The sequence below is a fragment of the Herbiconiux liukaitaii genome (assembly GCF_041927495.1).
Taxonomy (GTDB): domain Bacteria; phylum Actinomycetota; class Actinomycetes; order Actinomycetales; family Microbacteriaceae; genus Herbiconiux; species Herbiconiux liukaitaii.
The window spans coordinates 95,416-113,494 of sequence record NZ_JBHFHG010000002.1 but is presented as its reverse complement, the minus strand read 5'-3'; the positions used below and the strand labels follow the sequence as shown (position 1 = coordinate 113,494).

The window sequence follows — 18,079 nt, the reverse complement described above, 5'->3', positions numbered from 1 at the left end:
CCCCGCACCGACCCGAGCCCACGCATCCGCACCCCACCGCGCGCACCCCCGCCGCTATCGTGGACCCATGGCCCGCAGCCCCCGCCCCGCCAGAGCCACGCGCCGCTTCTCGGTCAACGCGCTGCTCGACAACCTCTTCTTCGTGGTGGCGGGCGTCGCAGCGGTCTGGCTCGCCTACCTCGTTCTCTCCGAGGGCTTCTCGTCGGGCTGGGCGCAGCTCTGGTTCTACCTCGTCTTCTGGCTGCTCGTGGCCTACATCGCCCTCCCCCGGCTCCACCGCATCCTCACCAACATCTACGTGCCCAACTACTTCATCGGTCGCACCCGCACGAGCGACGGCCTGCTCGGCGATCCGGTCAACCTCGGTCTGCTGGGCAGCGAGGAGCAGCTGCACACCACGATGGCCGCGGCGGGCTGGACTCGCGCCGACGACCTCACCTTCCGCAGCGCCCTCATGATCGTGGTCTCGACAGTGCTTCGCCGCAGCTACAACGAGGCCCCCGTGAGCCCCCTCATGCTCTTCGGCCGCAACCAGGACTTCGCCTACCAGCAGGAGGTCAAGGGCAACCCGGCCAAGCGGCACCACGTGCGCTTCTGGCGCTGCCCAGAGGGCTGGCTGCTGCCCGGCGGCCACGCCACCGACTGGCTCGCGGCCGGCACCTACGACCGCGCCGTGGGCTTCTCGCTCTTCACCCTGCAGATCACGCACAAGATCGACGAGAACACCGACATCGAGCGCGACCACATCGTCGAGACGATGCAGACGGCGGATGCCGCGGTGTCGGTCACCGTGCTCGAGGACTTCGCCACCGGCTACCACTCCAGGAACGGCGGCGGCGACTCCATCGCGACCGACGGCGACCTCCCGGTGATCGACCTGCGAGCGGTGACTCCCACGACGGGCAGCCTGCACGAGGTCGAGGCCCCCGTGCCCACTCCGCACACGATCGGTGCCACGAGCCCGGCCCCCGACAAGGTCGTGCGACGGCCGGCCCCCACGCTCTTCGGCTCGATCGTGGTGATGCTGAGCGCCCTCACCCCCGTGGTGATCGCACTGCTGGTGCTGACCGACTGGGCGGGAGCGCGGGAGACGATCTCGGTCGATCTGGACACCGCCGTGCCCGCGAGCGGAGACCAGCGCGACATCGCGCTGTGGGTGATCCTCGGCCTCATCGTCGTGCTCGCACTCGTTGAACTGCTGCTCGGGATCTTCGTGTTCCTCGGCAGCAACATCGCCCGCATCGCCGTGCTCACGTTCAGCGTGATCGGCATCGTGGTGTCGGCGATCGACCACATCCAGGGGCACCAGGCGATCACACTCGGCACCAACCTCGTCAGCCTGTCGCTCGACATCCTGATCCTCATCGCCCTCTCGAGCGATCGCGCCCGCGACTACGCGCGGCGGCCCAGATCGAAGAAGGCCGAGCTCACGCGCTCGACGTCATGACCGCTCAGGCGTCGGCGGGCACCTTCACCACGAGGCCGCCGGCGTCGACCCAGGTCTTGAGCCCGATCGCCTTGCCGAAGCCGTCGCCGTCGAGCTCGATCTCCTCGGGGCGCTGCAGGCGCAGCACGAGCTCCTTGCCCTTGAGGTAGTTGAGCGCCCGCACCTCCTTGGTGAGTCCCATGAGCTTGCGGCCCACGGTGGTGCGGCGCAGCACGCCGTTCTCCCAGAACACCTTCACCATGATCTGCACCCAGCCGATGAACCCCTCGGGCCGCAGCACCACGATGTCGAACTCGCCGTCGTCGACAGCGGCATCCGGCAGCAGCAGGATGTTGGCGGGCAGCGATCCGCAGTTGCCGATCATGATGGTGTGGGCGCGCACGGTGCGGTTGCCCTTGCCGTCGAGGTTGTAGCGCATGCGCAGCTGGTTCTTGTCGCGCAGCACCTGACCGATGGCCTTCACGTAGGCGAGCCAGCCCACCTTGGCCTTGAGCTCGTCGTCGGTCGCGGCGAGCATCTTGGCGTCGAGGCCGAGGCCCGCCATCACGAGGTAGGCGTGCTGGGTCACCTTGTCGTCTTCGTGACGGATGCGGATGATGCCGAGGTCGATGGCCCGCTCGCCGCCGCGGAACGCCGTCTCGAGGGCGTTCTCCACGTCGTCGAGCGTGAGGTCGAGGTTGCGTGCGAGCAGGTTGCCGGTGCCGGAGGGCAGCAGTGCGATGGGCACACCGGATCCGTGCAGGCCCTCGGCGACCGCGCGCACCGTGCCGTCGCCGCCCGCCGCGATCACGAGGTCGACCTTCTCGGCGAGGGCCTCCTTGACCATGCCCTGACCGTTGTCCTCCGCCGTGGTCTCGATCCACAGCGTCTCCTGCCAGCCCGATTCGGCCTCTTCGGCCGTGACGGCGAGTCGGAGAGCGTCGAGGTCGACCTTGGTGGGGTTGTAGATGAGGGCAGCGCGTTTGTCGGTCACCCGTGCGACCGTACCAGGGGCACCGATGTGCGGAAGAGGGTTGCGCCCGGCCCCTGGACGGTCCACTCGGAAACGCGGATCGGCGGATCGGCGGCCCTGGATCGGGTAGCGCGGCTCAGAATCCGGGGAAGTCCGCTCCGAAGATCATCCGCAGGTACGCGCCCGAGGTCTCGAGGTCGCCGTCGATGTAGGCGTTCACGGCGGCACGCGCGCTCGTGGCAGCCCGCTCGATCGGGTACTGCGCCTCCACGGCCCCCGCCAGCGTGGCCGCGGCGCGCACGGACTGCTTCTCCCCGGGTGCGGTGGGGTCGGGCAGGCGGGTGAGCCCGTCGAGCCGCAGCCGCTCCCACACCCAGCAGGCATCCCAGAGCACGCTGAACGAGGGCTGCTGCAGAGCTTGGCGCACGGCCGCCGTCTCGAGGTAGTACGACGAGATGGGCACCTCCTGCCGATGCTTCCAGGCGAGCAGCAGGCGGATGAGCCGGCGCACGCTGCCGTCATCGTCGAGCCTCGAGAGCAGCACCGAGCGCGCGGCCGGCTTGTGGCGCACCCAGCGGCCCGCCGCATCCGGGACCCGCAGCACGGTCGCTCCCCCTGCCTCCCCCGCGTCGTCGGGGTGGTCAGACGGGAGGGCGGGCACGAGCCTCAGCCCGGGGGTGCCGAGCCGTTCGAGCACGAGGGATCCGTTGCTCTGCGGTGAGACGAGCAGGTCGGCGGGGAGCAGCGGGGCGAGGGCAGCGGAGATCCTGGCGGCCGGCCTCGTGCGACCGGTGACCTGAACGAAGAGATCCGGTCGGCTCCGGCCCTGCACCGCGGTGCCGTTCAGGTACGAGCCACCTTCGACGGTGCCCACGACCAGCGGATCCGCCAGCAGCAGCGCGGTGACCTCGTGGCGGAGGGCACGGGCTCCCGCGAGATCGTCGGCGCCGGGTCGCAGCTCTGCGTCGAAGACCTCGAACGCGATTCCGATCTCATCGTCCACGAGCGCTCCTCCACCGCCGAATCTACTCCTCAGCGGCGGGCCCGGCGGCGGCCGTAGTTCTGATCGGCCAGGTGCCACAGGTCGAACTCGCGCAGGCGCCGCATCCGCTCGTCGCGATCGCGCAGGTACTCGTCGTCGACCACCACCGTGGCCGCTGTGCGTGCATCGTCGAGGCGGGCATCGATCTCGCGGCTGATGTCGTCCCAGGCCTTGACCCTGGCCTCCTCCACGAGCCCCGCCACGTACTCGGGGTCGGCGGCGTCGAGCCGCAGCCGCTCCGCCACCTCGCGGTACACCCGCCGTCGGGCGTTGAGCAGCTCGAGGTCGCGCATCTTGTAGTCGTGCTCGTGCCGCGCGGCCCCCGAGTCCGACTCCGCGAAGCCGATCACGTCGACGGTGTGGTCGGTGTTCTCGTCCTGCTCGGCGGCGATGGCCTCGAGCACCTCCTGGGCGAGGCGAGCGGCGTTCTCCGGTTCGAAGGGGACCTCGTCGCGGATCGAGGCGACGATGAGCCGGTTCTTGAGGGTCAGCACGGCCGAGAACCGGGCGATCAGCACGCCGTCGGCGATCGCCGCCTCGACCTCGTGCTCGGGGAGCGGAGCGGGCGGCTCGACAGCCTTGCCGGTCGCCAGCCACCGTGGACCGCGCCCGCGCCGTCGTGCCATGGTGACCTCCTGCTCTCCAGGATATCCGGGTCGGGTAACGACTCGCCCGGCTCGAAAACTTCACATTGAGAAAACTTTCGTGGTGTGAAACAATTTCTGCATGTCCGAGACCACCTCCACCGAGCACCTCGGTCTGCGCGAACGCAAGAAGCGCGAGACCGCCAGGGCCATCGAGGTCGCGGCTCTCGAACTCGTCTCCGAATCCTCGCTCGTCGAGGTGACCATCGAGGCCATCAGCCAGAGGGCCGACGTGACCAGCCGCACGTTCTTCAACTACTACGCCGGCAAGGAGGACGCGGTGCTCGGCAACTCCCGCGCCTTCCCGCCGCCCGACCTGCACGACCTCACGGTCGAGCCGGGCGGATCCGTCGTCGACGCGGTGCTCGATGCCGTGCTCGCCGACTTCGAGGCCTTCGACCTGGGGCGCCCCGATCTCGAGAAGCGCAAACGCGCCATCATGATCGAGAACCCCGACCTGCTGGCCAAGAGCTTCCGCACCCTCGGCGACCTCGAGGAGAACCTCGCACGGCAGGTCTCCCGCGTGCTCGCCCAGGAGGCGGCCGCGCCCGAGCCCCTGCCCGATCCCGAGCGCGAGAACCGCGCCTGGGCCGTCGTCTTCCTCGTGGGCGCCGTGATGCGCCTCGCCCTCCGCAACTGGAGTCTCGACTCCGACACCACGCATCCCGTTGCCCACCACATCGCCGAAGCCCGGCAGACCCTGCTCGCCGCCGCCGGCCGCTGAGCATCCCGACCCACCCCACCCTGCGAGGAACGATCATGTCCACCACCCCCAAGGCCGGCCTGCCCACGGGCCCTGCCACCGGTTCTGTGCCCGCTTCTGGGCCCGCTTCTGGGCCCGCGGTGCCGAGTAGCGAGGCGCCCAAGCTCGGCGTCAAGCAGGTCAACCTCATCTTCGCGGCCCTGCTCGTGGCGATGCTGCTCTCCGCGCTCGATCAGACGATCCTCGGCACCGCCCTCCCCACGATCGTGGGCGAGCTCGACGGCGTGAACCACATGCTCTGGGTCGCGACGGCGTACATCCTGGCCTCCACGATCGTCATGCCCGTCTACGGCAAGGTCGGCGACCTGATCGGCCGCAAGTCGCTCTTCGTCATCGCGCTGTCGATCTTCGTGTTCGGCTCCATCGTGGGCGGGTTCGCGGCCTCGATGGAGTGGCTCATCGTGGGCCGCGCCATCCAGGGACTCGGTGGCGGTGGGCTCATGATCCTGTCGCAGGCCATCATCGCCGACGTCATCCCCGCCCGCCAGCGCGGCAAGTACATGGGCTTCGTGGGTGTGGTCTTCGGGCTCGCCTCGGTGGCCGGGCCCCTGCTGGGCGGGCTCTTCACCGACGTGCTCAGCTGGCGGCTCGCGTTCTGGATCAACGTGCCCCTCGGCATCGCGGCCATCGTGGCGGCCGTCGTGTTCATCAAGCTGCCGAAGATCGAGACCGTCGGCCGGCCCAAGATCGACGTGGCCGGCATGATCACCCTCGCGATCGCCGCGTCGAGCCTCGTGCTCACCGCGTCGTGGGGCGGCACGGAGTACGACTGGAACTCCCCCGTGATCATCGGGCTCATCGTGGTCACCGTCGTCGCAGCCGTGGCCTTCGTGCTCATCGAGCGCCGCAGCGCCGAGCCGGTCATCCCGATGTCGCTGTTCAAGAACCGCAACTTCACGCTCACGACCCTCGGCGGGCTCGCGGTCGGCATCTCGATGTTCGGTGCCCTCGGCTACATGCCGACGTTCCTGCAGATCGTCAACAACGTCAACGCAACCCAGTCGGGCTTCATGCTGCTCCCCATGCTCGCGGGCCTCATGATCACGGGCATCGGCGGCGGCTTCCTCATCTCGAAGACGGGTCGCTACAAGTGGATGCCGATCGCCGGCACGGTGGTGGTGGCCGGGGCGCTCGTGCTGTTCTCGACCATGCGGGCCGATACTCCGCTGTGGCTCATCCTCGCGTACCTCACGGTGCTCGGGCTCGGCATCGGACTCGCGCTGCAGGTGCTCGTGCTCATCGTGCAGAACTCGGTGCCGCACAGCATGGTGGGAACGGCCACGGCGGGCAACAACTTCTTCCGCGAGATCGGGGCGTCGCTCGGATCGGCCATCGTGGGCTCGCTCTTCGTGGCGCGGCTCACCGAGCAGCTGGCCTCGCTGGGGTCGGCCGGTGGTGGAAGCCTTCCCACCGACACGAACGCGCTCACCCCTGCGGCCATCAACGCGCTGCCGCCCGAGGTGCACTCGCTCATCGTGGAGGCGTACTCCAACGCGCTCAGCCCGGTGTACCTGTATCTGGTGCCGCTCATGCTCGTGGCCGCGGTGCTGCTGTGCTTCGTGAAGGAGATCCCGCTCGAGACCACCGTGGTGCAGCAGGAGCACTGAGCGGATCCAGTCCCGGTCTCGGCCCCTGTCGCGGACCGGACCGGGTCCGGGTCACGGTCCCCGTCCCGTCCGGGTCACGCGGACGCGGCCCAGTGGGGGTCGCGCCCGATGAAGCCGATGAGGCGCTCCTGCACGGAGGCCCCTGCGGGCACCTCGACGCGGGCGCCGTACTGGCCCGAGGCGCGGATGACCTCCTCCATCTGCTCCATCCCGCCGAGGAGCTGTGCCGCGAAGGCGGGGTCGAGGTGAAGCTCCTGCCCGGTGGCGATCGCGAGATCCCAGCCGTGCATGAAGACATCGGCGGTGTAGAAGCGATCGATCGCATCGGCCAGGGGCATCTCGCCCACGTGCGGATGCCGGAACATCAGCCCGGCGGTCCGCGGGTCGTCGAGCACGGACTGCACCCCGGCGGCGTGCACGCGCCAGGCCTCGGCGGGCTCGTCGTCGACCGAGGGGCCCGCGAGGAGCACGACGTCGCTGCCGCCGGCGAGGAACCCCGGCAGCCAGTTCACGAGGTGCCGCACCACATCTCGGGCGCGCCATCCCTCCACGGGGGTGGGCGCATCCCAACCCGACGTATCGGTGCTGTCCTCTGGCTCGACGCCCTCGACGAGGGCGGTGAAGGTGTCGGCGATGCGGCGGTGGCGTTCGGCCGGATCGACGGTGATCAGGTCCTGGGATTCCATGGCGACATGGTAGCGAGCGGATGCGCCACCGTCACCCCTCGCGCTGATCCCGTGGGCCCTAGGGCGGAGGCGCGGTGAGCAGCTCGGCACGCTCGCGCAGGTAGGACTCCAGCGGTGCGTAGCCGGTGCTGCCCGCCTGCAGGTTCCACCGCACGAGCACCGTTCCGTCGTCACCGAGCGCGAGCATGCGCTCGCCTGCTCCCGGTCCGCTGCCCATGATGCTCGCAGCGTCGAGCGGGACCGGCGTCGTGTCGAAGTTCACGGTGTCGCCCTCGGCGAACTTGGCGTGGAAGGCGGCCCGCCGATGGTCCCGGCGGATCTCGGCGCGCTCGGACTGGTTCGTCACGCGCCCCGGATCCACGGCCCGCGTCACGGTGCCGACGGTGTGCAGCCCACCGTCCTCGTCGAGCAGCAGCACCCCGAGCCGCCACACCCGCCCCTTCGGCACCATCACGGGCGACCGCGCAATACCCAGGATCGCCTTGCGCTGCACGAACTCGGCGAGCGCCTCACTCCGCGCCCCCGACTCCCGCAGCAGCTCGACAGTCTGTAGCAGCACTTCCCGCACCCGCCCCTCGAGCGCGGCACCACCCCCGCCGCCACCCGCACCCCCGCCATCCATGCCCCCGACGCTACCCGCCCGTGATCAGATCTCGGCGAGCCACACGAGCACCATCTCGCGTGCACTTCCTTTGAGCATGCAGAGCGCCACGACAGCGATGCCGACCACCGGTCCGAGTGCTCTTGTCCACGAGAGGACCTCAGGGCGCACGCTCGTAGAATCGCGCACCCATCGCGACCACTCTCCGCCCCATCCATTCGAGGAGAAAAACCCCAGCGCCCAGCTGAGGAGCACCCATCAGTGCGAGAAGTACGATCTCCCAATCATCGACGAACCACAGGATCATCACTCCGACGGTGACGAGCACCCCAAGTGCCGAGACGAGCACAGCGCCGGACCAACCGAGCCGACCCGATCTCCACGATAGAGCGAGCCCGCCCGCAACCACCCCACCGACGACTGCCCCCAGAGCCGATCCGAAGAACGATCCCACGACCACGGCGATGAGCGCGACAGCCGGGTTGCCGACGCCTCCGTTGATGCTGGGATCCGTGAAGACCGGAACGACGAATTCACGCCCCACAAGGCAGAGAGCGATCGATGCACTCACCACCGCGCCGCCGGGAACAGCGAGCAGCGCAGTGGTGAGCGGAGGTCGAGCCAACCGTGGTCTCACGAGCGTTGAGATCCAGGACGCTCGGTGTGTTCGACTGCCCGCCAACTGCGGGCGGACATGCGTGCATCCTTCTGCGCGGTCATGGAGCAGACGAGCGACTGACGGTGTGCACGATCACAGCACACCTGATGAATCATCGTTTCTGTCGCAGATGTCGCGCAGGTGCGAACCAGAGGATGAGCAGCAGCCCCCCGAACGCACCGATACCAGACCACAGGGCGAGGATCAGGGTGTCTTGGATCTGGAGGCCGATGGCGCCGAGCAGTACCAGGACCAGGGCGGACGTCGTCATCCCACCCGCCACGGCCGCGGGCAGGACGGCCTGGTGCACGAGAAGCACCAGCCAGGCCACCAGGGCCACCGCAGCCCCGACGACCAACCCCGCCCCCATTCCTGCAACTGCGCCGATGACCGCTCCGCTGCCGAACAGCCCGCCCAGGCCGCCCAGCGCCATCTCGGGAGAGGACATGAAGCTGGTTGCGAGAGTCACGATCCCGAATTCGAAGCCGTTCAGTGCACCCAGGGCAACGCCGCCAGGAATGGCGAGGAACGGACTGAACCCCTCAATAGGACGGGCGCCCGAAAGCGCCCACCGCTCCTCAGTCATCGATCTCACACCCTCCAATTTCGCAGGCACGTTCGGCCACACGCTGCCAAGTAGCCGCGATCCAGATGGCACTTGCCACTGGGACTCATCGTAGACCAGTACCTGACTTTATCTCATGTTACAGCTCTGAAATCCAGACGATCAGCACCAGACCGGCACATCCCTCGACAGCGCCGAGACCCACGACGGCTGCCCACAAAGGGTCGAATGGCACCTCAGAAAGTGGAACGATCATCACGATCGCCATGGCGGTGACAGCAAGAACTCCGGCGATGAGTACCGCCCGTGGCCGAAGACCGATCCGCCAGGAGAGCGCTAGAACCAGGCTGATCATCGCCCCCGCTGCCGCGCCGAGCGCGAGTCCTACCGCCCCACCGATCAGTGAACTGACGTGGGCATAACCAAGAGTGCTCGCGCTCGGTGTGCTGATGAAGTGGCCGAGACCGACCACAAGGGGCAACAGAACCCCGGATCTCACTCCGATGAGCGCGCCGCCGAAGACCGCCAGAGCAGAGACGCGCGTTCGCTTCTTCATCACTGATGGCGCGCCCCTACTCTTCATTCACACCCCCGTGACGAATGCGTTGTCGGCGACCCGCTTCCAGTAGTTCAGCCAGTTCGCGCCCGCGGCTGTCGAGTTGAGGATATTGAGGTGGGGGCCATTGTCCTTCACCACCATCGCGTGCACGTAGAGATGGATGTATCCACTCGGATCGTTGTACCAGGAGAACGTGATGAGCGATCCGGCACCATCGAAGTGTCCCGGCAGGGCCAGGAACTGCATAGCGCCTCCCATTGCCGTCCGGACTCCGACCGGAGCCGGGATCGTGACGATGGTGAAGGGGCTTGCATTGAGATTGATCACATCCCCGCCGGCCGGGTACGCGCGAGGTGCACCGTTGATCGGGAAGTAACAGTTGAAGCAGCTGTGGAGCAACCGGGAGACCGCACTCGCGGTTGCCTTGGGGTAGCGCACGGACAACGTGGGCTTGTTGAGGGCGGAGAAGTCGTAGGCGTAGTACCAGGTGGGGTCGAGGAGGACGGGGAAGGGGGTGTCGTCGGCGAGGTCGACGTGCTGGGTGAGGGTGTCGCCCTCCCAGGTGTAGCGGGTGGGGAGAGGCGCGCCCGTGGCGTCTCGGGCCCAGGCCGGCTCGAGGGTGCCGATGTAGTTGTGCTCGGCGTCGGAGAGGAGGGTCTGGCCCGTGGGGAGCACGGTGCTGTAGGCGCCTTCGGGGAGGTCGAAGGTGTAGTAGAAGGCATCTCCGGCCGCCGGGGCCGCCAGAGCCGTGAGGAGGCGGACGCCGTTCTGCAGGGGCTGGATGTAGGCGGCCGCATCTGGGCGATCGGCATCTGCGGGATCCGCGTTCGCGGGGGCCGGGCCGTCGGTGGTTGCGGCGGCATCCCCTTCGAGGTCGAAGGCGGTGATGCCGGCGTGGGTGCGGGGCTGGCCCGTGGCGCCGTCGATCGAGAAGGTGATGGGCTGGCCCGCGCCCTCGACCTGCACCGGGGAGAGCACGAGCGGGTCGGCGGCCGTGGCGGGGAGCTGCAGGCGGAACGGATCCGTGCCGGTCTGCGCCCTGAGCGAGTCGGCTTCGGCGGGGGTCGGCGGGGTGCTGGTCTGGGCGAGCTCCTCGGGTGCGAGGGCCTGCAGCAGGCCGATCGGATCGTGGATGTCGAGACTCCCGCCCCGGCCGGGATCGGCGAAAGAGGCGCTTGCGGGAGCGAGCAGAGCGGCGCAGAGGCTCGTCGCAGCCACGGCCACAACGACAGGAGCAAGCCGCGGCTTGGATCGGTGGAATGTGGGCATGGGGCGACCTTTCGTAGTCCGTCGACCGTTCCCAGGGCCTTCCGCTGCAGACAGCATAAACACATGTGGTGTTGGATGCGCATGCTTTGCGAGTATTTCTCATCGTGTCGGATCCGAAGCACCGCGCGTCGTCGATCGCGGGGTGGTGCGATGTCGGTGGTGGGGTGCAGAGTCGGGGCATGACCGATTCGTCTGCCGCCCCCACCGATCCGCCGTCCGGCCGCGCCGCCGACCTCGAGATGATGCACGGCTACCTCAAGCTCAGGCGGTCGGATCTGCTCGGCAAGCTCGATGGACTCGGCGAATACGACGTGCGGCGACCGCTCACGGCCTCCGGCACGAACCTGCTGGGGCTCGTCAAGCACGTGGCGAGCGTCGAGCTCGGCTACTTCGGCCTGGTCTTCGGCCAGCACCGGCGGGAGACCCCGTGGATGGGCTTCGACGCTCCACCCGACGCCGACATGTGGGCGACGGCCGACGAGTCACGGGCATCGATCATCGACCTGCACCACTACTCGGCCGCGGAGAGCGACGCCACCATCGAGCTGCTGGGGTGGGATGCGCGGGGCGAGGTCCCGTGGTGGCCGGCTGAGCGTCGGGTCGTCACGATGCAGCAGATGCTCACGCACATGTGCGTCGAGACGGCACGGCATGCCGGCCACGCCGACATCCTGCGCGAGCAGCTCGACGGCTCGATCGGGCAGCGTCAGGCCGATCCGAACATCCCGCAGCGCACGCCCGACGAGCTCGCCGCCCATGTCGCCCGCATCGAGGAGGCCGCGCGGGCGGCCGCTGACGCTTCGCGATAGAAGAGCTGCGGGTGGCGAGAGCTGCTTGTAGCGAGAGCAGCATGTGGCGAGAGCTGCAGGCGGCGGGAGCTGCGGTAGCGAGAATTGCAGGCGGCTAGTCGGTGAGCGGCGTCACTCGGGGTCGCACTTCGTGAGGTCGGTCTCGGCGAGGGGATCGCCCTGCGGGATCACGTAGGTCACGAGCAGCACCACGTCATCGGTGCCCTCGTTCTTGCCCTCGTGCACGTAACCGGGGCCCTCCTCGATGGCGTCACCCGTCTCGTAGACGTGCACGCCCTCGGGGTAGATGGGAGCGTAGTGCGTGAGCGCTCCCGCCTCCACCACAGCGATGAGCCGCCCATCGTGGCAGTGCTTGCCCGTGCCGGCGCCTGGCTTGATCGTGATGCGTCGGAACGCCACCTGCACCGGTCCGTCGACCTCCACGTCGACCGCCGCATCCTGCTCGCCCTTGCCGAGCTCCTCCACCACGACCGGCGCGTCGGTGGCCGGCGCGGTGGGAGTGGCGGAGGCGGGCGCGGCGGCCTCGGCGGGTGCCGCGGCGGCAGAGGTGGCGGCGTCGGTGGGCATCACCGCGGTGGCCGTGACGGCGGCGTCGACCGATCCGCCGCCCGCGCACCCGGCGAGCAGCAGGGTCGACGCGACCCCCAGAGCCAGCGCGGCCCGCGACACCGCACCGCGACGGCGGGAACGAGGATCGATCTGACGTTCGGGGAGCTGGTGACGACGGTGCATGGTCCTGACCTCTTCGCTACCGGGGCTGCGTGTGCTGTCACGTTGCGCGACCGCGCCCCGTCGATCTCGGCGATCGGCGGAACCCCCGCGCGGGCCACCCCGCCTGAGCCGCCTCCATCGTCCCAGAGCGCGAGGCCCCACGGCAGGCGGTGCGCACCCCCACTTCGGGGCCGCGTGCGCCCCCGGATCGGCGCGTTCCCGCGTCGTTCCGCGGAACCTCGGCACCGCCGTCGATCACGCTTCGGCCACGACCACGAGATTCCCCGCGTCGGGTCGACGGATGTCGGAGGGGCTCCCCTATCCTGATCGCGGATGCGGGCCGGAGCCGCCGACCGCTCACCCCCAGAGCACGACGAGGGCACCTCCATGACCACCCGCGAGAGACTCGACCGTCGGCGATCGCCGCTGCGCCTCGTGCTCGTGGGCTCGTTGGCCGCGGTGCTCGGCGTGGCGGCGGCCGTCGCAGTCGTCGCGCTGCCGCCGGTGCTGGCCGAGACCCCTCGCGAGCGGATCGCGGTGGAGGCGCGGGAGAGCATCCTCGGTCCTGCCGGTTCGGCGTCGATCGTGGCCCCGGTCGGCTGGGTGGTGCTCGGCGTCGGCCCCTTCCTCGACGAGAGCAGACTCACGCTCGTCTCCCCCGATGACGCCTACCGTGCCGAGTTCGCTCTCGGTGACGATGGAGACGATCTTCTGGCGGCGCACGACCTCACGGTGGCGGTCGAGGAGGCCGCCTGGAACTCGGAGACCCTCCCGTCGGGCAATCGAGTGCGGTGGGCCGAGCTCTCCCCCGAGGCCTCCGCCGATCCGCGGGTCGACACCTCGGCAGGTGCCCCCATCCGGGCACCCCGCGACGACGAGCAGACCCTCACGGTCGTGGCGTTCGTCACCGCGGCCGACCCGTCCGAGTCGGGTCGGCTGACACTCGTCGCCACCATCACCGCCGCCGGTCCGACTGCCTACCGCACGGTCACCGCCGACCTCCTCGACGCAGCCACCCTCACCCCCGCCGGCATCACCACCTCGACGCCACCCCCAACCCCGACCTCGACACCCACCCCGCCGTCGTCGCCATCTCCCCCGCCGACCCCCACCCCGGCAGCGGCAGCCGCGGCAGCCCCCACCCCGACGATCGCACCCGCTACAGCCCACGCTCGAGCGGTGGCGCCTGCTTCGGTTGCGGGCAGCGGCCGGGCGGGAGGTGGCGCGTGGACGGCCTGATGCGGCACCGCCCGCGCAGGTGGGCGGTGGTGCTCGCGCTGGGTGTGGTGGTCCTGCTCGCGGGGTGTGCGAGCATCCCGCCGGCCCCCGAGTGGGCGCCTCCAGCACCCGCTGCTCCGATCGTGAGCATCTCCGACGGCTCCACTCCGGAATCCGGCGACCCAGACACAAATCCCACTGCCGACCCGACCTCGGCCGGCACGCCCGCCACCTCGCCCAGCGCCCCGGGGCTCGATGCGCGGCTGCTGTTCCGCGACGATCCCGCGTCCGCGGTCGGCGCGCGCTGGGGCGAGATCCCCGGCAACGCGGTGTTCACCGACACCCTCCGCGGTCGGGTCACCACCGCCCTCCGCGATCTCGAAGCGGTCACGGGCATCCCGTACACCCCCGCCGCCGACGCCCCAGACCTCGCGCCGCAGGATCGCGGCTGCACCCCGGGATCCTCCATACGGCCCGCCGCCGAGCTCATAGCCGATGCGGCATACACACCCCAGGGTGCCGCCGCGAGCCTCACCGTGACGTGCGAGGTCATCGCCGCCGCGGGCACCGTGCTGGTCGAGGCCCTGCGCATCACGACAGCGGCCGGCGGCCAGGTCACCGGCGACACCACCACCGTCTACTACGCCGACACCATGGGCGCCTTCCTCACCACGAGCGACACCTTCCTCACCGAGGAGGGCCTTCGCACCCTGCTGGTGGAGATCGTGCAGTCGCTGAAGGCCGAGGCCGGCGCCCTCGTGCCCGACATGGTGCAGAGCCCGGATGACTACCCGGTCGAGCAGCTGCGCTCCTGGTTCTCGCGGTTCTCGTTCCAACCGGGCGGATCGCTCGCGCTCACGATCCCCTCCGACTTCTCCGTTCCCGAGCTCGAGGCACTGGGCAGCCTGCAGGTGCCCGATCCGCTCGTCGTCACCGTGCCGCCCGAGGTCGCCTCGCCCCTGCTCAGCGACACGGGCAGGCTCGTGCAATCGGCACTCGGCTCGGGTACCGCCTTCACCGTGCCCCCGGCTCCCACACGGGGCCAGGAGAATGTGGACTGCCGCTTGTTCGCGTGCGTCGCCGTGACCTTCGACGACGGCCCGGGCACCTACACCGACCAGGTGCTCGACGATCTCGACGCCCGCCGCGCCGCCGCCACCTTCTACGTGCAGGGGTATCGCAGCGCGAACAACCCGTCGGTGCTGCGGCGCATGCTGGCGACCGGCCACCAGATCGGCAACCACACCTGGGACCACCCTGACCTCACCAAACTGACCGACGAGCAGATCAAGGCCCAGCTCGACCGCACGAGCCAGGCGGTGCAGGATGCGACGGGCTCCCGCCCGTCGACCTTCCGACCGCCCTACGGCGCGGTCGACGAGCGCGTGCTCCTGCAGACCGAGCTGCCCGCCATCCTCTGGACCGTCGACACGAACGACTGGCGACTCCCCGATGACGACGTGCTGCTCGAGCGCGCCGTCCAGCAACCGAGCCCCGGCGGGATCGTGCTGCTGCACGACATCCACGAGAACACGGCCCGCATGACGCCCGCCGTGCTCGACGGCCTGCTCGGCCGCGGCTTCACCCTCGTCACGGTGCAGCAGCTGCTCGGCACGCCTGCACCGCGCACCACCACGACCCGCGGGTGACCTGACGGCCGCTGAGCTCACGCGGCCTCTTGCGCTCCCGGATCGGACTGCGTAACGTACAACCACATGGTGGTACAAGAGCTCAGCGAAACCGAGGCGGATGCGATGTTCCGTGCTCTGGCCGACTCGACCCGTCGCGACATCCTGAGGCGGGCCATCCGGCACGAGCAGTCCATCTCGGCGATCGCCGCGAGCTACCCGATGAGCTGGGCGGCGGTGCAGAAGCATGTGAGTGTGCTCGAGCGGGCCGCCCTCATCAGCAAGGAGCGCAGGGGCAAGGAGCAGATCGTGAGGGCGAACCTCGACTCGGTGCGCCGGGCGTCACTGCTCCTCGACCGGTTCGAGCAGCTGTGGCGCGATCGCGTCAGCCGCATCGACGACCTGCTCGGCGAGACCACCACCACTCCGCAGCACGACCGATCGGAAGGCCAAGACCGATGCCCGTCATCGATGTGAAGAAGGACACCGAAGCACTCACCCTCACCTTCGTGGCCGAGTTCCCGGCGCCGCCCGAGCGCGTGTGGCTTGTGTGGGAGGATCCGCGTCAGCTCGAGCGCTGGTGGGGCCCGCCCACCTGGCCCGCCACCTTCGACCGGCACGAGTTCGTGGCGGGCGGCGAGTCCCGCTACGACATGACCGGGCCCGAGGGCGACAAGGCCGGCGGATGGTGGCGCAACGAGGTCGTGGAGGCCCCGACCCGCTTCGAGTTCACCGACGGTTTCGCCGACGAGGCGGGTGAACCGAACGACGAACTGCCCACCACGAGGGCGGTCGTGACCCTCGAGGCGATCGAGGGAGGCACCCGGATGACGACGGTGTCGTCGTTCGGTTCGCTCGAGCATCTCGACCAGCTCGTGGAGATGGGCATGGAAGACGGCATGCGCCTCGCCATGGCCCAGATCGACGACCTCCTCGCCGCCTGACGGCTCGGGCGATGGCCGCCGGGAGCGCCGGCCGGGCGTTCAGGGTCAGTCGCAGAGGCTCGCGGTGGCTGCGGGGAGCGCGGCCTGGCCGACGGCGCTTGCGGGCGGAGTGGCTGCGGCGATGCCGGCGGCGAGCGCCTCGGCGCATCCGGGGTCGTCGCGATACTCCTGCACCTCGCCGAGCGCGGGCACGAGTTCTGCCGTGATGCGGTCGAGGATCGGGCGCACCTCGGTCGCGAGGTCGGGCGCCGATGCCGGCGGAGTCGCGGATCCCGCCGCCCACTCATCCAGCAGCTGCTGCTGGATCTGCTTGCTCGCTGTGATCTGGTCGGCGAAGACGGCGGCCACGTAGCCGGCATCAGCACCCACCTCGGACGCTCGCGCCGCCGCCGCGTCGAGCACGGCGGCCTCGCGCGCCTCGTCGGTGACGGGCTGCCCGCTGAAGAACTTCGACGCCGCGACGGTGTCCCCCGTGTCGAGCCGCTCCACGACGAGCGCGAGCACCGCCGTGAAAGCATCGTCGGGCACGGAGAAGGCGGCATCGCCTTCCGCGTCGCCGGGAGATGCCGTGCTGGACGCGGTAGATGTCGCCGCGGCATCGGCGGTGGGAGGAGTGTCCGTGACCGTTGCCGAGCATCCGGCGAGCACCCCGGCAGCGATGAGAAGACCGGCCATGGCCCCCAGGGATCGGGTCGAACGGACGGCTCGCAGTCGCATCATGCTCACAGGGTAGCGGTCGGTCTTGTGTACGCTGTCCACATGACCGATGCTGCCCCAGAGCCCTCCCGCACGCGGGTGTGGGTGTCAGAACCCGAGTTCCCCGACCGGTCCGTCTTCGAGAGCACAGGCAAGCACTGGGACGAGTGGGTCGACCTCATCGACGCCGGCCCAGGTCGCGAGGCCGGGCACACCGCGATCGCCGCCTGGGTGCTCGCCGAGCACGGCCTCGGCGGGTGGTGGGGGCAGGGCGTGGTGGTGGGTTACGAGCGCATCACGGGCATCCGACTGCCGGGGCAGATGCCCGACGGCACCTTCTCGATCAGTCGCTCCAAGATCGTCGACCTGGAGGCGGATGAGCTGCGCGCGGCCCTCGTCGACGACGGCCGGCGGGCCGCACTCGTACCCGGCCTGCTCTCCGCGCTCCGGTCGAAGCCCGGATCGAAGTCACCCCGCTTCACCGTCGCGAACGAGGGCGGCGAGCCCCTCGGGGTCATCCTCGTGACCCTCGATCCTGCGCCGAAGGAGCGCCTGCGCGTCACGGTCACCCACGAGAAGCTCCCGACCCCCGAGGCGGGCGCGCAGTGGAAAGAGCGGTGGGGTGAGTGGCTCGACGACCTCGAGCCCACCGTGCGAGCCCAGCAGGAATAGGGACCGCGATTCCGATCCGGACCCGGCAATGCGATCCGGCCCAGCCATCCCGATCAGGACGCGGCCTCCCCGCCAGGAAGCGGGTGCCGGTCGGGGCGCGGCATCCCGGTCAGGGTGCGGTCGGGTTCTTGCGGCTCTTGCTGCGGGCTCTGGCGTCCTTCGCCGCTCCGAAGGCCTTCTTGGCGGCGCTCTCCGCGGTGTTGCGCACCTTCTTGGCGCCGTCGAACTCGGTCGACAGGATGCCGAGGCCGCCGAGCGCGATCAGAGCACCCGGGCCGGGCAACGGCATCATCACCACACCGAGCGCGACCGTGCCGCCACCCACCACACCCACACCCGTGCGGTAGACGGAGTTCGCGGTGGGGTTCTTGCGGATCCCCTCCCGCGCTCCCTGCGCCGCCTTGCCCGCCGTGCGTCCGGCGGCGCGACCCACGGTGCGGCCGATGTTCTTGGCGGTGGTCACGCGGTCGCTCCGGGGTGTGGTCATGCCTCCAGCATAGGAATCGCCCCGCGTGACGCCAGGGATCCCGGCCACCCTCCCGGGGATTCACAGCCCATCCCGCCCCACGCTGACATCCCGGCCTGCGGGGCGCGATAGCGTCGAAGGT

Annotated in this window: 22 protein-coding genes; 9 read left to right on the top strand and 13 right to left on the bottom strand. The window is 69.7% G+C overall.

Translation table 11 applies throughout. The features are described 5' to 3' along the window. Positions 1 to 67 precede the first annotated feature (67 nt). Positions 68 to 1,447, top strand: a complete 1,380-nt coding sequence (locus tag ACEXQC_RS01070; RefSeq protein ID WP_374817462.1) for an LssY C-terminal domain-containing protein — start codon at positions 68 to 70, stop codon at positions 1,445 to 1,447. A 4-nt stretch (positions 1,448 to 1,451) separates the two neighbouring features. On the opposite strand, the gene ACEXQC_RS01065 is transcribed toward ACEXQC_RS01070, so the two are convergent. The 3 genes from ACEXQC_RS01065 to ACEXQC_RS01055 form a co-directional block, all read right to left on the bottom strand. After that, positions 1,452 to 2,420: a diacylglycerol/lipid kinase family protein gene (locus tag ACEXQC_RS01065; protein ID WP_374817460.1), complete on the bottom strand. Its 969-nt coding sequence runs from the start codon at positions 2,418 to 2,420 to the stop codon at positions 1,452 to 1,454. Between the two features lie 115 nt (positions 2,421 to 2,535). Next, on the bottom strand, positions 2,536 to 3,402 hold the full coding sequence (locus ACEXQC_RS01060) for a hypothetical protein (protein WP_374817458.1): 867 nt from the start codon (positions 3,400 to 3,402) through the stop codon (positions 2,536 to 2,538). 29 nt (positions 3,403 to 3,431) lie between these two features. Further along, positions 3,432 to 4,067: a hypothetical protein gene (locus ACEXQC_RS01055; protein WP_374817456.1), complete on the bottom strand. Its 636-nt coding sequence runs from the start codon at positions 4,065 to 4,067 to the stop codon at positions 3,432 to 3,434. Positions 4,068 to 4,167: 100 nt separating this feature from the next. Between ACEXQC_RS01055 and ACEXQC_RS01050 the strand changes: the two genes are divergently transcribed. Continuing rightward, entirely contained in the window at positions 4,168 to 4,809 is a 642-nt protein-coding gene (locus ACEXQC_RS01050; RefSeq protein ID WP_374817454.1) for a TetR/AcrR family transcriptional regulator, read from the top strand. A 35-nt stretch (positions 4,810 to 4,844) separates the two neighbouring features. Continuing rightward, on the top strand, positions 4,845 to 6,455 hold the full coding sequence (locus ACEXQC_RS01045; RefSeq protein WP_374817452.1) for an MDR family MFS transporter: 1,611 nt from the start codon (positions 4,845 to 4,847) through the stop codon (positions 6,453 to 6,455). A 74-nt stretch (positions 6,456 to 6,529) separates the two neighbouring features. Here ACEXQC_RS01045 and ACEXQC_RS01040 read toward each other — a convergent pair whose 3' ends face one another. The 7 genes from ACEXQC_RS01040 to ACEXQC_RS01010 all read right to left on the bottom strand — a co-directional run bounded on the left by ACEXQC_RS01040 (position 6,530) and on the right by ACEXQC_RS01010 (position 10,742). Next, entirely contained in the window at positions 6,530 to 7,141 is a 612-nt protein-coding gene (locus ACEXQC_RS01040; protein WP_374817450.1) for a TIGR03086 family metal-binding protein, read from the bottom strand. Positions 7,142 to 7,199: 58 nt separating this feature from the next. Continuing rightward, positions 7,200 to 7,763 (bottom strand): hypothetical protein, encoded by a 564-nt coding sequence (locus tag ACEXQC_RS01035; RefSeq protein WP_374817448.1) that lies wholly within the window; start codon positions 7,761 to 7,763, stop codon positions 7,200 to 7,202. Positions 7,764 to 7,787: 24 nt separating this feature from the next. Further along, positions 7,788 to 7,913 carry a hypothetical protein gene (locus tag ACEXQC_RS01030; protein ID WP_374817446.1) on the bottom strand — a complete coding sequence of 42 codons (126 nt, stop codon included), beginning with the start codon at positions 7,911 to 7,913 and terminating at the stop codon, positions 7,788 to 7,790. Next, positions 7,903 to 8,313, bottom strand: coding sequence for a hypothetical protein (locus ACEXQC_RS01025; RefSeq protein ID WP_374817444.1), 411 nt, complete (start codon positions 8,311 to 8,313; stop codon positions 7,903 to 7,905). The genes ACEXQC_RS01030 and ACEXQC_RS01025 overlap by 11 nt, the downstream gene beginning before the upstream one ends. Before the next feature lie 199 nt (positions 8,314 to 8,512). Next, positions 8,513 to 8,986, bottom strand: a complete 474-nt coding sequence (locus ACEXQC_RS01020; protein ID WP_374817442.1) for a hypothetical protein — start codon at positions 8,984 to 8,986, stop codon at positions 8,513 to 8,515. Between the two features lie 118 nt (positions 8,987 to 9,104). Then, entirely contained in the window at positions 9,105 to 9,524 is a 420-nt protein-coding gene (locus ACEXQC_RS01015; RefSeq protein ID WP_374817440.1) for a hypothetical protein, read from the bottom strand. A gap of 24 nt (positions 9,525 to 9,548) precedes the next feature. Further along, complete coding sequence (locus tag ACEXQC_RS01010) at positions 9,549 to 10,742, bottom strand: hypothetical protein (protein ID WP_374817438.1); 1,194 nt, start codon at positions 10,740 to 10,742, stop codon at positions 9,549 to 9,551. 230 nt (positions 10,743 to 10,972) lie between these two features. Between ACEXQC_RS01010 and ACEXQC_RS01005 the strand changes: the two genes are divergently transcribed. Further along, positions 10,973 to 11,602, top strand: coding sequence for a DinB family protein (locus tag ACEXQC_RS01005; RefSeq protein ID WP_374817436.1), 630 nt, complete (start codon positions 10,973 to 10,975; stop codon positions 11,600 to 11,602). Between the two features lie 111 nt (positions 11,603 to 11,713). On the opposite strand, the gene ACEXQC_RS01000 is transcribed toward ACEXQC_RS01005, so the two are convergent. Beyond that, the gene (locus ACEXQC_RS01000; RefSeq protein WP_374817434.1) at positions 11,714 to 12,334 is read right to left on the bottom strand and encodes a cupin domain-containing protein; all 621 of its coding nucleotides are present in this window, start codon (positions 12,332 to 12,334) and stop codon (positions 11,714 to 11,716) included. Between the two features lie 366 nt (positions 12,335 to 12,700). Between ACEXQC_RS01000 and ACEXQC_RS00995 the strand changes: the two genes are divergently transcribed. From ACEXQC_RS00995 to ACEXQC_RS00980, 4 genes are all read left to right on the top strand, one after another. Further along, positions 12,701 to 13,552, top strand: a complete 852-nt coding sequence (locus ACEXQC_RS00995; protein ID WP_374817432.1) for a hypothetical protein — start codon at positions 12,701 to 12,703, stop codon at positions 13,550 to 13,552. Continuing rightward, positions 13,540 to 15,180, top strand: a complete 1,641-nt coding sequence (locus tag ACEXQC_RS00990; RefSeq protein ID WP_374817430.1) for a polysaccharide deacetylase family protein — start codon at positions 13,540 to 13,542, stop codon at positions 15,178 to 15,180. Before ACEXQC_RS00995 ends, ACEXQC_RS00990 begins: the two co-directional genes overlap by 13 nt. A 66-nt stretch (positions 15,181 to 15,246) precedes the next feature. After that, positions 15,247 to 15,636 (top strand): ArsR/SmtB family transcription factor, encoded by a 390-nt coding sequence (locus ACEXQC_RS00985; protein WP_374817428.1) that lies wholly within the window; start codon positions 15,247 to 15,249, stop codon positions 15,634 to 15,636. Then, entirely contained in the window at positions 15,618 to 16,103 is a 486-nt protein-coding gene (locus tag ACEXQC_RS00980) for an SRPBCC family protein (protein ID WP_374817426.1), read from the top strand. The genes ACEXQC_RS00985 and ACEXQC_RS00980 overlap by 19 nt, the downstream gene beginning before the upstream one ends. A 45-nt stretch (positions 16,104 to 16,148) precedes the next feature. Here the strand turns inward: ACEXQC_RS00980 and aroQ are convergent, their stop codons facing one another. After that, entirely contained in the window at positions 16,149 to 16,823 is a 675-nt protein-coding gene (aroQ, locus tag ACEXQC_RS00975) for a gamma subclass chorismate mutase AroQ (RefSeq protein ID WP_374817424.1), read from the bottom strand. 39 nt (positions 16,824 to 16,862) lie between these two features. On the opposite strand from aroQ, the gene ACEXQC_RS00970 reads away from it, so the two are divergent. Continuing rightward, positions 16,863 to 17,471: a DUF4287 domain-containing protein gene (locus ACEXQC_RS00970; RefSeq protein WP_374817422.1), complete on the top strand. Its 609-nt coding sequence runs from the start codon at positions 16,863 to 16,865 to the stop codon at positions 17,469 to 17,471. Between the two features lie 109 nt (positions 17,472 to 17,580). Here ACEXQC_RS00970 and ACEXQC_RS00965 read toward each other — a convergent pair whose 3' ends face one another. Further along, positions 17,581 to 17,958, bottom strand: coding sequence for a PGPGW domain-containing protein (locus tag ACEXQC_RS00965; RefSeq protein WP_374817420.1), 378 nt, complete (start codon positions 17,956 to 17,958; stop codon positions 17,581 to 17,583). Between the last annotated feature and the right edge of the window lie 121 nt (positions 17,959 to 18,079).

Coding starts and splice junctions, on each gene's coding strand:
- ACEXQC_RS00985 (WP_374817428.1), top strand. CDS start 15,247: ATGGTGGTACAAGAGCTCAGCGAAACCGAGGCGGATGCGATGTTCCGT.
- ACEXQC_RS01005 (WP_374817436.1), top strand. CDS start 10,973: ATGACCGATTCGTCTGCCGCCCCCACCGATCCGCCGTCCGGCCGCGCC.
- ACEXQC_RS00965 (WP_374817420.1), bottom strand. CDS start 17,958: ATGACCACACCCCGGAGCGACCGCGTGACCACCGCCAAGAACATCGGC.
- ACEXQC_RS01020 (WP_374817442.1), bottom strand. CDS start 8,986: ATGACTGAGGAGCGGTGGGCGCTTTCGGGCGCCCGTCCTATTGAGGGG.
- ACEXQC_RS01045 (WP_374817452.1), top strand. CDS start 4,845: ATGTCCACCACCCCCAAGGCCGGCCTGCCCACGGGCCCTGCCACCGGT.
- ACEXQC_RS01070 (WP_374817462.1), top strand. CDS start 68: ATGGCCCGCAGCCCCCGCCCCGCCAGAGCCACGCGCCGCTTCTCGGTC.
- ACEXQC_RS01035 (WP_374817448.1), bottom strand. CDS start 7,763: ATGGATGGCGGGGGTGCGGGTGGCGGCGGGGGTGGTGCCGCGCTCGAG.
- ACEXQC_RS00995 (WP_374817432.1), top strand. CDS start 12,701: ATGACCACCCGCGAGAGACTCGACCGTCGGCGATCGCCGCTGCGCCTC.
- ACEXQC_RS01000 (WP_374817434.1), bottom strand. CDS start 12,334: ATGCACCGTCGTCACCAGCTCCCCGAACGTCAGATCGATCCTCGTTCC.
- ACEXQC_RS01055 (WP_374817456.1), bottom strand. CDS start 4,067: ATGGCACGACGGCGCGGGCGCGGTCCACGGTGGCTGGCGACCGGCAAG.
- ACEXQC_RS00980 (WP_374817426.1), top strand. CDS start 15,618: ATGCCCGTCATCGATGTGAAGAAGGACACCGAAGCACTCACCCTCACC.
- ACEXQC_RS00970 (WP_374817422.1), top strand. CDS start 16,863: ATGACCGATGCTGCCCCAGAGCCCTCCCGCACGCGGGTGTGGGTGTCA.
- ACEXQC_RS01050 (WP_374817454.1), top strand. CDS start 4,168: ATGTCCGAGACCACCTCCACCGAGCACCTCGGTCTGCGCGAACGCAAG.
- aroQ (WP_374817424.1), bottom strand. CDS start 16,823: ATGATGCGACTGCGAGCCGTCCGTTCGACCCGATCCCTGGGGGCCATG.
- ACEXQC_RS01040 (WP_374817450.1), bottom strand. CDS start 7,141: ATGGAATCCCAGGACCTGATCACCGTCGATCCGGCCGAACGCCACCGC.